Raw genomic sequence first — 13,906 nt, forward strand, 5'->3', positions numbered from 1 at the left:
CGTCGGCGAGGCCGGCGGTCACGACGCGGCGCTCGGGCGACGCGAAGGTCTCCGCGAACCGGCCCGCGGCGGCCTCGGCTCCGCGGTCCGCCAGCACCAGCCAGCTACCCGCACCGCCGGTGGACGACCGGGCCGCCAGCGGGGCCTCGACCCATTCCGTGCCCAGTAGCTTCTGCCCCAGCGGCAGCGGCACCGTCCGACGCTGCACGCGGCGCAGGAACACCCCGCGGACCTCGGCGATCGGCGCCCCGGCGGCGTCGGTGACCAGGAGGTCGCCGACCCGGCCGGCGTCGCCCTGTTCGCCGGACGCCGGGCGTAGGACGGCGTGGCAGTGCGCGCGCCGGGCGCCGGGCGTCAGCACCCGGATCGACTCGATCGACACGGGGAGGTAGGTCGTATCGCCGCTGTCGCCGAGCGCCGCGGCCGGCATGGCCGCAGCGAGGGTCTGCAGCGCGGCGTCCAGCAGCACCGGGTGCAGCAGGTACCGGCGGTTCGGCGACGCCTCGTCGGGCAGCACCACGTCGGCCTCGGCGGCCGGATTCCCCGCTGCACCCGCGCCGCGCACGATGCGGGTCAGGGCGGCGAAGGCCCGGTCGTGGTGCGCGCCCGTGCGGCGCAGCGCCGCGTAGAAATCGGCCGGGGCGACGACGGTGCCGTCTGCGACCGGTCGCGCGAGGTCGGCATCGCCGGGAGTGGCATCGTCCGCCCCGGCCACGCGTGCGACGGCGTGACGGGTCCAGACGCCGTCTGCGGACCGCGAGTGGATCTCGATGCGCGCGCCGTCGGCGTCGTCGGTGAGCCGGGTCGCGAGGTGGGTGGCCGCCGCGAGCGGGAGCATCTGCTCGACCTCGAGGTCACGCAGCGTGGGGACGCCGGCCCGCGCCGGTCCTGCCGCGTCGGCGGCGGCCGCGAGTGCGATCTCGGCGAAACCGGCGGCCGGCAGGATCGCCTGGCCGTGCACGCGATGGTCGCCCAACCACGGCAGGCCCGCGGTGCCGACGTCGGCCTGCCACACGTGCCCGCCACCGGGCAGCTCCACGTGCACGCCGAGCAGCGGATGCGCCCCGCTCGGTGTGCCCGCCCCGGAGCCGGAGCGCGCCCAGTACTGCGTCCGGCGCCACGGACGCGGAGGGAGATCCACGAGCCGCCCCTCGGAGGGCGCCGGCGGAGCCGCCGTCAGGTCGGCCCGGTGGGTGTGGAACGTGACGGTCTCGTCCTCGCCGCGCAGCAGCGTCGGCAGCACGGTGGCATTCGCAAACGGCGACGACGAGCCCGTGGCCGCGATCGTCTCCGCAAGGCCGTGGGTGAGCAGCGGGTGCGGCGACGCCTCGATGAAGGTGCCGAACCGCTGGGCCGCCGCCGCGACGGCGGCGGTGAACTGCACCGGCTGTCGCAGGTTGTCGACCCAGTAGTCGGCGTCCATCACCGGTGCCGTCTCCCCCGGTCGCACCGTCGAGAACAGCGGAATCGACGGCGTCGTGGGGGCGATCCCCGACAGCGCTGTGCGCAGCTCGGCCAGGATCGGGTCGACGGTGGCGTGATGCGACGCGACGTCCACTTCTACCCTGCGCGCCAACAGGTTTCGCGACGCGACGGCGGCGATCACCGCGTCGACCTGGTCCGGTGGGCCGGCCACGACGGTCTGGCTCGGCGAGGCGATCACGGCGACCGACACGTCCGGGAAGTCGGCCACGGCAGCGTCTGCCGCGCCGGCATCGAGTTCCAGCAGCGCCATCGCGCCCCGGCCGGACAGCTCGCGGCGCATGAGCCGCGAGCGCGTTGTGATCACCGTGAGGCCGTCAGCGAGCGACAGGGCCCCGGCCGTGACCGCGGCCGCGACCTCCCCCATCGAGTGGCCGATCACCGCGTCGGGCGTCACGCCGTGGGCACGCCACAGCGCGACCAGGGCCAACTGCACGCCCACCAGCACCGGCTGGATGCGGTCGATGCCGGTCACCGGCTCACCCGCCTCCAGCACGCCGCGCAGCGAGAATCCCGCGCGCGCTCTGAATTCGGGGTCGATCTCGGCTATGGCGGCCGCGAACGCCGGCTCCTCGGCCAGCAGCCGCCGGCCCATGCCCGCCCACTGCGAACCCTGCCCGGAGAACACGAACACGACGGCGGGCCGAACGGCGGCGCGCGCCGGTCCCGTCAGCGTGTCCAGCCCGGAGACGCCCGGTGCCGGTTCGCCGACGGCGACCGCGCGGAGCCCGGCGACGGCGCCGTCGTGGTCACGGGCGACGACGACGGCGCGCCGGTTCCCGTGCCCCGCGGTCCGCGCGAGGGAGTAGGCCACATCTGCCAGCGCCACCGCCCGCCCCGGGCCCTCGATCCAGTCGGCGAGCGTCGCCGCCTGGGCCGCGACGCGGTCGCCGGACCGGCCGCTGACGGGCAGCACGGTCACGGCGCCCGGCCGCTCGGTCACCGCGGGAGCGCCCGTGGGGCCCTGCTCGAGGACGATGTGGACGTTGGTCCCGCCGAGCCCGAACGACGAGACCCCAGCCCGGCGCGGGCCGTCGGTGGCCGGCCATGCGGCGGTCTCCGTCGGCACGAACAGCCGTCCGCCGGTCGCGTCGATCGCCGGGTTCCACCGGGAGAAGTGCAGATTCGCCGGGACCGCACCGCGCTCGACGGCGAGGACCGCCTTGATGAAGCCGGCGATACCCGCGGCGGCCTCGAGGTGGCCCATGTTGGACTTCACGGCACCCAGCGCGCAGGGCGCGTCGCCGCGGCCGTACACGGCCGACAGGGCGTCGAATTCGATAGGGTCGCCGAGAGCGGTTCCGGTGCCGTGGGTCTCGACCAGGTGGACGCTGGACGGCGGCACGTCACCCAGGGCGCGGGTGATGACCTCGCGCTGCGCGGGCGCGTTGGGCGCCGTCAGGCCGTTGGACCGCCCATCCTGGTTGACGGCGGAGCCGCGGACCACCGCGAGCACGCGGTCACCGTCGCGCACGGCATCGGTGAGGCGCTTGAGCACCACGACGCCGGCGCCCTCGCCGCGGACGAAGCCGTCGGCGCCGGCGTCGAACGCGTTGCACCGCCCGCGCGGCGACAGCATCCCCCACTTGCCCAGCGCCAGTTGGGTCTCCGGGCGCAGGATCAGGTTGACGCCGCCGGCCAGCGCCAGGTCGCTCTCGCGCAGCCGCAGGCTCTGGCACGCCAGGTGCACGGCCACCAGCGACGACGAGCACGCCGTGTCGATCGCGACCGCGGGACCGCGGAGGCCCAGCAGGTACGCGACGCGGCCGACGGTGACGCTGTGCGCGTTTCCGGTCGCCGAGTAGGCGTCGATCGCGTCGGGGTCGGCGGCCGAAAGGGTCTGGTACTCGTTGTAGTACACGCCGGCCATGACCGCGGCGCGCACGCCCGCGAGGTCGTCGGGCGCGAGGCCCGCGTTCTCCAGGGCCTCCCACGCCACTTCGAGCAGCAGGCGCTGCTGCGGGTCCATCTGCTCGGCCTCACGGGGTGCGATCCCGAAGAACTCGGCGTCGAAACCTCTGATGTCGCCCAGGAATCCGCCCCACTTCGACGGCATCCGGCCCGGCGCCGCGGGGTCGGCGTCGTAGTAGGCGTCGGCGTCCCAGCGGTCGCCGGGGACCTCCACCACGGCGTCGGTGCCGGATTCGAGCAGCGACCAGTACGCGTCGGGGCCCGAAGCCCCGCCCGGGAACCGGCAGCCGATGCCGACCACCGCGATCGGCTCCGCGGTCGCGATCCGGGCGGCTTGGTCGAACCGCTCGCCCAGCGCGCCGCGCTGGGCCTCCGACATCCCCGCGACCCTGCTGTACGTCGACACCATCACACACCGCCCTCACTGCCGGCCGACAGCGTCTCGACGCTCTCGAACAGCTCGTCCAATACGCCGGCACCCGCATCCGCGCCACCGGGCTCGCCCGCGAGCAACCCGAGGACGTCACCGCCGGACTCCTCGTCGCGGGCGGCGCCGTCCGCCGCCGACGCCGCCCGCCAGCTGGAGGTGGCAGTCCTCTCCTGCGGCGCGAGCCGCTCCGCGAGGAAGGCGGCGAGCGCCACCACGGTGGGGTGGTCCCACAGCATGGTGGCGGACAGGTCGAAACCGACCAGTCCCTTGGCATCCCGCAGCACGGCCATCGCCATCATCGAGTCGAGACCGAGTTCCGGGAACGGACGCTCGGTGTCCACCGCGTCCGGGGGCATCCCCAGTTCCCGGGCCAGGATCACGCGCAGCCGCGCCACCAGCTCGGCCTCGATCGCCGGCCGCGCCATGGCGCCCCAGTCCGGAGCGTCGACGTCCGCGTCGGCCGCGGCGTGCGACGGCTCGGACGTGGGCAGGGCGTCGGGGTCGACGGCGGCCATCCGGAGGCCCGCGACCTCGCCCAGCAGCTCGCCGGCAGCGTCGCGCACCGCGAGGTCCACGACGAGTTCGTCGGCGCCGCCGGACCGCCGGCGCACCTCGATCACGGCGTCCGCCGGGACTGTGCCCGCCGGCCAGCGCACCGCAGCGACGGACGTCGGCAGCATCAGGCCCCGCTCGACCGCGCCGGCGAGCCGACCGAGATGCACCGCCGCGTCGAGCAGCGCGGTCCGCACGGGACCGTCGCCGCGCGCGTCGCCGCCGCTCACCTCGGCGCGGAGTGTCCCGGATCCGGTGTCGTGCGACCGGACCTCCCAGGCGTAGGGCCGACCCTCGACCCCCCACGCCCGCGCAAGCCCCTCGGCCGCGGCCGCGTCGTACGCGGGTACTGCGTCGGCCCCTTCGACATCGGACCTCTCGACTGCGGCGCGGTCCACCGCGTCGCGGTCGTGGGTGTCGTGATCGCCCCGCGAGTCGTTCGCCGTCGACGCGGCGGACGCGTGCCGCACCCAGCCGTCCGGCTCGCCGGTGGCGTTCGTGGCGAGCACGATCCCGCCCGCGGCCGACACCGACACTCGCAGCGCTCGTGGCCGATCGAGCACCACCGGGTACTCGAGCCGAACGTCCGCGACCGCGGAGCCGCCGGCCTCGGCAGCGGCGAGGAGCGTGGCCACCAGCACAGAGACCGGGACCACCTCGACGCCGCGGACGCGGTGCGCGCCCGGGTACGGGCGCGCGGCCGGATCGAGGCGCGCGAGCCACTCGCGGCCACCGGCACCGTCGGGCCGCTCGGTACCCAGCAGGGTGCCGGGCCGAGGCGTATCGAGATCGGAGATCGCCACTACCGCAGCGGATTCCGATGCTCCTTGGGAGCCCTGCACCAAGAGGTCGTCGACCACGCGCAGGGTGCCGCGCATCCGGTACGCCTCCGCGAGGCGCGGCCAGTCGGCGCCCGCGATGATGCTACGGGTGGGCGCGCCCGGCGCGAGGGCGTGCGCCAGGACCCGGACCGCGGCGTCGTTCGGCATGGGCTCCAGGCCGGCGGCGGCGGTCTCCGGCTGCGCCTGCGCCCACGACGCGAACAGCCCCCAGTCGACGACGGTGGCGGGCAGCCCCGCGGCCCGGCGGGCGTACGCGAAGGCGTCGACGTACGCGTTCGCCGCGGTGTAGTGCCCGAGCCAGCGGGATCCCAGCACGCCGGTCACTGATGAGAACAGGACGAACCTGCGCGCGGGCGTCGCCAGCGTGAGCTCGTGCAGCACGGCGACCGCGTCGACCTTCGGCCGGAACATGCCCGCGATCTCGTCGGCGGTGAGGTCCGCGATCTGGCCGGCGCCGCCGGCGAGGGACGCCACGTACACGCCGTCGAGCGGGGGCAGGTCCACACCGAATCGGTCGAATACCGCGGCCATTGCGGCGGGGTCGGCGGCGTCGGCGGCCACGGACACCAGCGTGGCGGTCGCGCCGAGCTCCTCAGCCAGCCCGTCGGGCAGGCCGCCGCGCCGGGACACGACGACGATCGTGCCTGCGCCCATGCGGGCGAGCTGCCGGATCAGATGCGGGCCGATGTTGCCGGTGCCACCCACCACGAGCGAGGCGTGCCCGGGCTCCAGCGCGGTGAGCGCGGCCGGCGCCGAGGCGCGCCGCAGCCGCGGCACCCGACGCACGCCCGCGCGGTAGACGACCTGGTCCTCCTCGTCAGCGGCGGTGGACTCGTCGAGCACACAGCGGGCGGCGAGCCGGGCGGGCACGGCGGCGTCGACGTCGATCAGCCCGCCCCACTCCGCCGGCTGCTCGAGGGCGAGGGTCCGGCCGGCGCCCCAGAGCCCGGCGTGTGCGGGGTCCACCCGGTCGCCGTCGGCGGCGGGCTGGGCGTTGCGGGTCAGGATGGTCAGGCGCGCGCCGGATCCGCGCAGCAGCGCGGCGAGGCGTCCGAGCACGACGAACAGGCGTTGCGCCGCAGCGGGATCGAACGTCTCGAGCGTCGCGGCAGGGGCGAACAGGACGCGCTCTGCGGCCGCGAACGAGGTGGGCCGCGCGGGATCCGCGAGGTCCGCCGGGGTCAGTGCCGTGGCGCCCGCCCCGAGCGCGGCGGCCAGGTCGGCGCCGTGATCGCCGTCGGCCACGACGACCCAGCGCTCGGCGGGCGTGCCGGTGGCCGGAGCAAGTGGGCGGACAGGGTGGTCGAGCTCGAGGAACCAGCCGTGCGGCCCGCCGTCGGGCACTGCCGCCGGGGCACCTGCGGAATCGCCGCGCGGCTTCGGCCGAGCGGGCGTGATCCAGTATCTGCCGCGCTGCCAGGCCATCGTCGGCAGCGCGACGTGGCGGCGGACGGGCGGGGTGGGCAGCGACGGCGACGCGCCCTGCGCCGCAGCCAGGTTGGTGTGGAACGTGACGCCGTCGTGGGTGTCCCGGGCAAGCGTGCCGAGCGTGTGGTGGTGTGCGGCGGCGAGCGTGTCGTCGACGGCGTACGCGAGGATCGGGTGCGGCGAGATCTCGACGAAGGTGCCGAACCGCTCGCTCGCGGCCGCCACGGCGGACGCGAACTGCACCGGCTTACGCAGGTTGTCCACCCAGTAGTCGGCGTCGAACACCGGGGCCGTCTCGCCCGGACGCACCGTCGAGTAGACCGGGATCGTGGGCGCCGACGGCGTGAGCCCGGCCAACTCCGCGCGCAGCGCCCCGAGGATGGGGTCGACGGTGGCGTGGTGCGAGGCGACGTCCACCTCGACGCGGCGGGCCAGCAGCTCCCGCGCCGCGACCGCGGCGATCACGGCGTCGATCTGGTCGGGCGGCCCGGCGACCGCGGTCTGCCGCGGCGAGGCGACCACTGCCACGGACACCTGGTCGAACGCGGGACCGGCCGCCCGCAGCAGGTCGGCGACCTCCGCCGCGGGGAGCCCGAGCAGCGCCATGGCCCCACGACCGGCGAGGTGCTCCCGCATGAGCCGGGATCGGGTGGCGATCACCTTCAGGCCGTCGCGCCGCGAGAGCGCACCCGCGACCACCGCAGCCGCTACCTCGCCCATCGAATGCCCGATCACGGCATCGGGCACGGCGCCGTATGCCCGCCACAGGGCCACGAGCGCGAGCTGCAGGCCCACCAGCACCGGTTGGATCCGGTCGATCCCCGCCACCGCCACGCCGGACTCGAGCACGTCCCGCAGCGAGAAGCCCACCACCTCGACGAAGTCCGGCTCGATCTCATCGACGGCAGCGGCGAAGGCCGGTTCGTCGCGCAGCAGCCGCCGCGCCATCCCCGCCCACTGGGAACCCTGCCCCGAGAAGGTGAACACGATGCCGGGTCGGCACACGCCCTCGTGCACGGGCACCACGCCGGGCAGCGGGTAGCCGCCGGCCACCGCGCGCAGCCCGGCCACCGCCTGCTCGCGATCCGCCGCGATCACCGACGCGGAGCGCGGGAACCGGGCACGCTGGTCGGCGAGCGCGTGTGCCACGTCGGGCAGCGGGACGGCGGCCCCGTCGCCGGTGAGCCAGTCGGCCAGCGCAGCCGCCGACGCGGCGACCCGCCCCGGGGTCTTCCCCGTGATCAACAGCCGCGATACGGACTGCGGCGCACCATGTTCCGGGACTGGAGTCGTGGAATCGGGGGCCTGCTCCACCACGACGTGGGCGTTGGTGCCGCTCACGCCGAACGACGAGACGCCCGCGCGGCGGGGCCGGGCAGGCTCCTGCGCGGGGTTCGGCCAGGCCAGCGAGTCGGTGGGGAACACGAACCGCGCGGCGCCGTCGCACGCGTGGGGGGTGAGCTCGGAGAAGTGCAGCAGCCGCGGGATCCGCGCCGCCCGCACCGACAGCACCGTCTTGATGAAACCGGCGATGCCGGCGGCGGATTCGAGGTGGCCGAGGTTGGTCTTGACGGTGCCCACCACGAGCGGCGCCGAACCCGCCCGGTCGCCGAACACCCGGTCCAGGGTGTCCAGCTCGATGGGATCGCCCAGCGCGGTGCCGGTACCGTGCGCCTCGATGTAGTCGATGTCCGACGGTGCCAGGCGAGACGCGGCGAGGGCCTGCCGCAGCAGCGCCTGCTGGGCGGGCCCGTTGGGCACCGTCTGCCCGCTGCTCGCGCCGTCCTGGTTGACCGCGGTGCCGCGCACGACGGCGAGCACGCGGTCACCGTCGCGCTGGGCGTCGGACAGGCGCTTGAGCACCACGACGCCGACGCCCTCGCTGCGGACATACCCGTCGGCGGCGGCGTCGAACGCCTTGCACCGGCCGTCGGGCGCCAGCATGCCCCACCGCGAGCAGGCGATGCTGTTCTCGGGGCTGAGCACGAGGTTCACGCCTGCGACCAGCGCCGCATCGCTCTGGCGCCGTCGCAGGCCCTCACACGCGAGGTGCACCGCGGCCAGCGAGGACGAGCAGGCGGTGTCGAGCACGATCGCGGGCCCGTTCAGGCCGAGGAAGTACGAGAGTCGCCCGGCGGCGAAGTTGTGGGCGCTGCCGAACGGTACGTAGGGGTCGATCTCCTCGGGCGCGAGGTCGCCCGCGAAGGTCAACGAGTAGTCGTTGGTCGTGAGCCCCACGTACACGCCGGTGCGGGTGCCGCGCAGTGTCGCGGGGACGATGCCGGCGTGCTCGATCGCCTCCCACGCCACCTCGAGCAGCAGGCGCTGCTGGGGGTCCATCCCCGCGGCCTCGCGCGGCGAGATGCCGAAGAACTCGGCGTCGAACTCGGCGGGGTCCCAACCGGTGAGGAATCCGCCCTCGCGGTTGCAGATCGTGCCCGGCACAGTGTGATCGGCCGAGTACAGCGCGTCCGCATCCCAGCGCTCGCCGGGCACGCGGACGACGCCGTCGCGGCCCTCCTCGAGCAGCTGCCAGTAGTCGTCGGGGCCCCAGACCCCGCCCGGCAGGCGACAGCCGATACCGACGACGGCGATCGGCTCGAGGATGCCCTCCTCGGCCGTCTTCAGCCGGGCGGTGAGGTCGTCGATGCGGCGCAAGGCATCGGTGATGATGGCGCGGCGGTCGGGTGCAGCGGATCCGGTCACGGTCGCCTCCTCAGCTCAATCGATTCGAGAGCTGTTGCAACAACTCGTCTTCGGACAGTTCGTCGTACTCGTCGTCCAGCGCGTCCGACGCTGCGGCATCCGGGACGTCGGCGAGTTCGGGTAGGACGGTGGCCAGGTAACCCGTCAGCGCGGCGATGGTCGGGTAGTCGAACACCACCGACGTGGGGATGCCCTCGCCCAGGCTGAGCGCGAGGGACCGCGCCGCGGTGACGATCGTCAGCGAGTCCATGCCCGCCTGGAAGAAGCCCTCCGTCCGATCCACGAGCTGTGGCGACTCGAGCCCCATGGCAGTGGCGACGACCTCGGCGAGGTGGTCGGACAGCATGCCGATCCTGCGCTCCGGTGCGGCCGCGGCCAACTCGGCGCGGAACGGCGTCGTCTCCGACACGTGGACGCCGTCCTCGCCGGCGCCGGCGTCGGCGAGCACGTCGAGGATCCGTACGGCCGCGCGGGTGCGATACGCCGCGGCCATCCGCGGCCAGTCCGCAGCCACCACGACGGACCGCACGGGCGCGCCCGGGCGCAGCGCGGTCGCGAGGCCGCCGATGGCGACACCGTCGTCCATGGGCACCAGCCCGGAACCCGAGGTGGTCTGCCGCTCGAGCTCACTCTGCCCGTCGGACAGGGACTTCCACAGGCCCCAGTCGATCGCCGTCGCGGGCAGACCCGCGGCGCGGCGCGCGAACGCGAGCGTGTCGAGGTAGGTGGTGGTGGCCGCGTAGTGGCCCAGCCACCGCGAGCCCAGCAGCCCGGAGATCGACGTGAACAGCACGAAGTGGCGCACCGCGTGGGACGCCGACAGCCGGTCGAGCACCTGCGCGGCGTCCAGCTTGGGCGCGAACATCGCCGCCACGTCGCGAGCGGTCATATCGGCCAGCGTCACCGGGCCGCCGCCGAATGCGGCGAGGTGGACGCCGGCGAGCGGCGGCAGGTCCGTGCCGAACCGCGCGAACACGCGCGCCATCTGTGCCTCGTCGGTGGCGTCGGCGGCCACCGTGTGCAGCGCGGCGCCGTACGCGGCGAGTTCCGCTGCGAGCGGCGCCAACCGGTCCCCGGGCGTGCGGGACACGGCCACCACCGTCCGTGCGCCCAGCCGCACCAGCTGCCGGATCAGCGCGGGCCCGAGGTTGCCGGTCGCCCCGACCACGAGGTGGCTACCGCCCCCGTCGAGCACATCGTCGGGACCGGCGGGGGCGGATGCGGGGTAGCCGGCGGGGACCAGGCGCGGCACCAACCGCCGTCCGGCGCGGTACACGACCTGATCCTCGCGATCGGGTCGGGTGTCCGCCGCCGCGGCCAGCACGTAGCGCGCGCACACGGCCGCGGGCACGGAGGCGTCGGCGTCGACCACGGTGCCCCAGAACTCCGGGTGCTCGAGCGCGAGGGTGCGCCCGAGCCCCCACAGTACGGCGTGCGCCGGCCGCGCCGGGTCGCCCTCGGCGATCGGCTGCGCGCCGCGGGTCAGCAGGTGCAGCCGCGCACCGGGCGCCGCGGCCATGGAGGCGGCGAGCAGTCGCGCGCGGCGGAACAGCAGATGGGCGGTCTCGGCGTCGGATCCCACCGCACCCGCCGCGGGGGCGAACAGCACATGGTCGGCAGCCGCCAGCTGGCGCGCGACATCGGCTGCGGGAGCGCTGGATTCGGGTGTGTCCGGGTCGAGTGCGCCCGGCGGTAGCGTCACGCCGCCGAGCGCCTGGCCGAGCTCCGGGTCGTCGGAGAACACGACCCACGAGCCCGTCGGCCTCGCCGCGGGTCCACCGTCCGTCTCCTCGACGTGCACGGGGCGCCAATCGATCTCGTAGCGCCAGTCCCCCGGGACCCCGTCGACGGCAGGCGCCGGCTGTCCGGCGGCGGCCTCCCCGCCGGACAGGCGGCGAGGCGCGGGCTGTGGCAGCCAGTGCCGGGTCCGCTCCCACGGCGTCGTGGGCACCGTCGGCACGGGTCCGCCGGCGGCGGGCTGCTCGCGCGGCCGGTCGGGCGTGGCGGCGGTCAGGTTCCGGTGGAACACGACCGTGTCGTCGGCGTCCCGGCTGAGCGTCCCCACCACGTGGCGGGGGCCGAGCGGCGCGGTGGTGTCGACGATCGCCTGTGTCAGCGTCGGATGGGGGCTCACCTCGATGAACGTGCCGTGCTCCGCCGCAGCGGCGACGGCGTGACGCAGCCGCACGGGCTCCCGCAGGTTCGCCGCCCAGTAGCCGGCATCGACCACGGGCCGAGTGGTCTCGCGCACCGTCGAGTACATCGGCAGGGTCGGTGCCGCGGGCGCGAGGTCCGCGAGCTCCGCCGCCAGCCGGGCTGCGATCGGGGCCATCAGCGCGGTGTGCGACGCGACCTCCATCGCGACGGGCCGGGCGAAGAGGTTGGCCGCGCGGGCGGCCGTGACGACGGCGTCCACGGCCGCCGCGGGCCCCGCGACGGCGGTCTGGCGGGGCGACGTGTGGACGGCCAGCTCGACCCCCGGGTGGTCCGCGATGAGTGCGCGTGTCGTGCCCTCGTCTGCGCCGATCAGCGCGACCCCGCCCCGGCCCGACGGATCCTCCATCAGGCGCGCCCGGACCGAGATCACCCGCAGCCCCTGCTCCGGGGTCAGCGCGCCGGCCACGACCGCGGCGGCCACCTCGCCCATCGAGTGGCCGATCACCGCATCCGGGCGCACCCCGTACGCGCGCCACAGCTCGGTCAGCGCCAGCTGGATTCCGAGCAGCGCGGGTTGTACGCGGCGGTCACCCTCGAGCGGCTCGCGGCCGGTGAGCGCGGCACGGAGCGAGAATCCCGCGTGCACCGCGAAGAGGGGCTCCAGCGCGTCGACGGCGGCGGCGAACACGGGCTCGTCCGCCAGCAGGCGGCGGCCCATGCCGACCCACTGCGCCCCCTGCCCCGAATACACGAAGACCGTGCCGCGGGGCGTGTCGCGCGCCCCGTCCGCGGGCGGGACGACGACGGTGTCGGTGGCCTCGCCGCGCGCTAGGGCCCGGAGACCGTCGACGGCGGACGCATGGTCGCGGGCGGTCACCGCGCCGAACACCGGATGCACCGCGCGGTGGCGGGAGAGCGTCGCCGCGATCGCGGGGAGGGACTCCGCGGCACCGTCGCCGTCGAGCCAGTCGGCGAGCACGGCGGCGTACCGTGCGACGCGGCCCGGCGTGCGTCCGGAGACGATGAGCGTCGCCGGCCGGTCCGGGTGCTCTTGGGGCGCGATCGATTCCGACCCTGCGGGGGACGGCGCCTGCTCGACGACGACGTGCGCATTGGTGCCGCCGAAGCCGAAGGACGACACCCCTGCCCGCCGCGGCCGGGCGCCCGCGGGCCACGCGGAGTCCGTGTCGGCGACGCGCAACCGCAGCTGCCCGAACGGGATGTGCGGGTTGGGATCCCGGTAGTGCAGTGTGCCGGGGACGGAGCCGCGCTGCACCGCGAGGATCGCCTTCAACAGACCGGCGATCCCGGCGGCACCCTCGAGGTGGCCGATGTTCGACTTGACCGACCCCACCAGCAGCGGGGCGTCGGCCGCGCGGCCGCGCCCGAGCACGGTGCCGAGCGCGCGGGCCTCGATCGGGTCGCCGAGCGCCGTGCCGGTGCCGTGCGCCTCCACGTAGTCGACGTCGCGGGGCGCGACCCCGGCATCGTCGTAGGCGGCCCGCAGCACCGCCATCTGGGCGCCGGGGTTGGGCGCCATCATGCCGTTCGAGCGTCCGTCCTGGTTGACCGCGGAGCCGCGGAGCACGGCGACGACGGGGTCACCGTCGCGCACGGCGTCGGCGAGCCGCTTGAGGACGACCACGCCGCAGCCCTCGCCGCGGACGAAGCCGTCGGCGCCGGCGTCGAAGGCGCGGCAGGCGCCCGTCGGCGAGAGGGAGCCCGACTCGTCGAGGCCGTGGAACACCGCGGGCGAGAGCAGCAGGTTGACGCCGCCGGCGAGGGCGACGTCCGACTCGCCCGAACGCAGGCTGCGGATCGCGAGGTGCACGGCGACGAGCGACGAGGAGCATGCGGTGTCCACCGTGAGCGACGGCCCGCGCAGATCCAGCAGGTACGACAGCCGGTTGGCGATGATGCTCAGGGCCCCACCGGTGTTGCTCCACGCATCGATGCCGGGCAGGTCCGCCGCCGACAGGAAGCCGTACTCGCTGACGCACGCCCCCACGAACACGCCCGTGCGCGAGCGGCGCAGGGCGGCGGCGGGGATACCTGCGTATTCGAGGGCCTCCCAGGCCACCTCGAGCAGCAGCCGCTGCTGCGGGTCCATCCGCGCCGCCTCGCGCACCGAGATGTCGAAGAATTCGGCGTCGAACGACTCGATCTCGTCGAGGAACGCGCCCGAGCGCGTGGTGCGAGCCAGCGTCGCCGCGACCTCGGGGTCGCCGTCCTCCCACGGCGCCCAGCGGTGCGGCGGGACCTCGCCGACGGCGTCGCCGCCCCCGGTCAGGAAGCGCCAGAAGCCCTCCGGCCCGGCGATTCCGCCGGGCAGGCGACAGCCCAGCCCGACAAGTCGGAGGCCAAGCGGTCTTAGGAAGACAACCACTAGTCCCAACTC

The 13,906-nt window shown here is 75.2% G+C and carries 2 protein-coding genes; both read right to left on the reverse strand.

Annotated elements, in window-relative coordinates; translation table 11 throughout:
* Positions 1 to 3,802: type I polyketide synthase (locus tag ABD908_RS23665; RefSeq protein ID WP_345000658.1), on the reverse strand; the 3,802-nt coding region annotated here is incomplete at its 3' end.
* A complete protein-coding gene (locus ABD908_RS23670; RefSeq protein WP_345000660.1) occupies positions 3,802 to 9,351 on the reverse strand; it encodes an SDR family NAD(P)-dependent oxidoreductase in 5,550 nt (1,849 codons plus the stop codon). The genes ABD908_RS23670 and ABD908_RS23665, both read right to left, overlap by 1 nt.
* Between the last annotated feature and the right edge of the window lie 4,555 nt (positions 9,352 to 13,906).

Source organism: Tsukamurella soli (assembly GCF_039541155.1).
Taxonomy (GTDB): domain Bacteria; phylum Actinomycetota; class Actinomycetes; order Mycobacteriales; family Mycobacteriaceae; genus Tsukamurella; species Tsukamurella soli.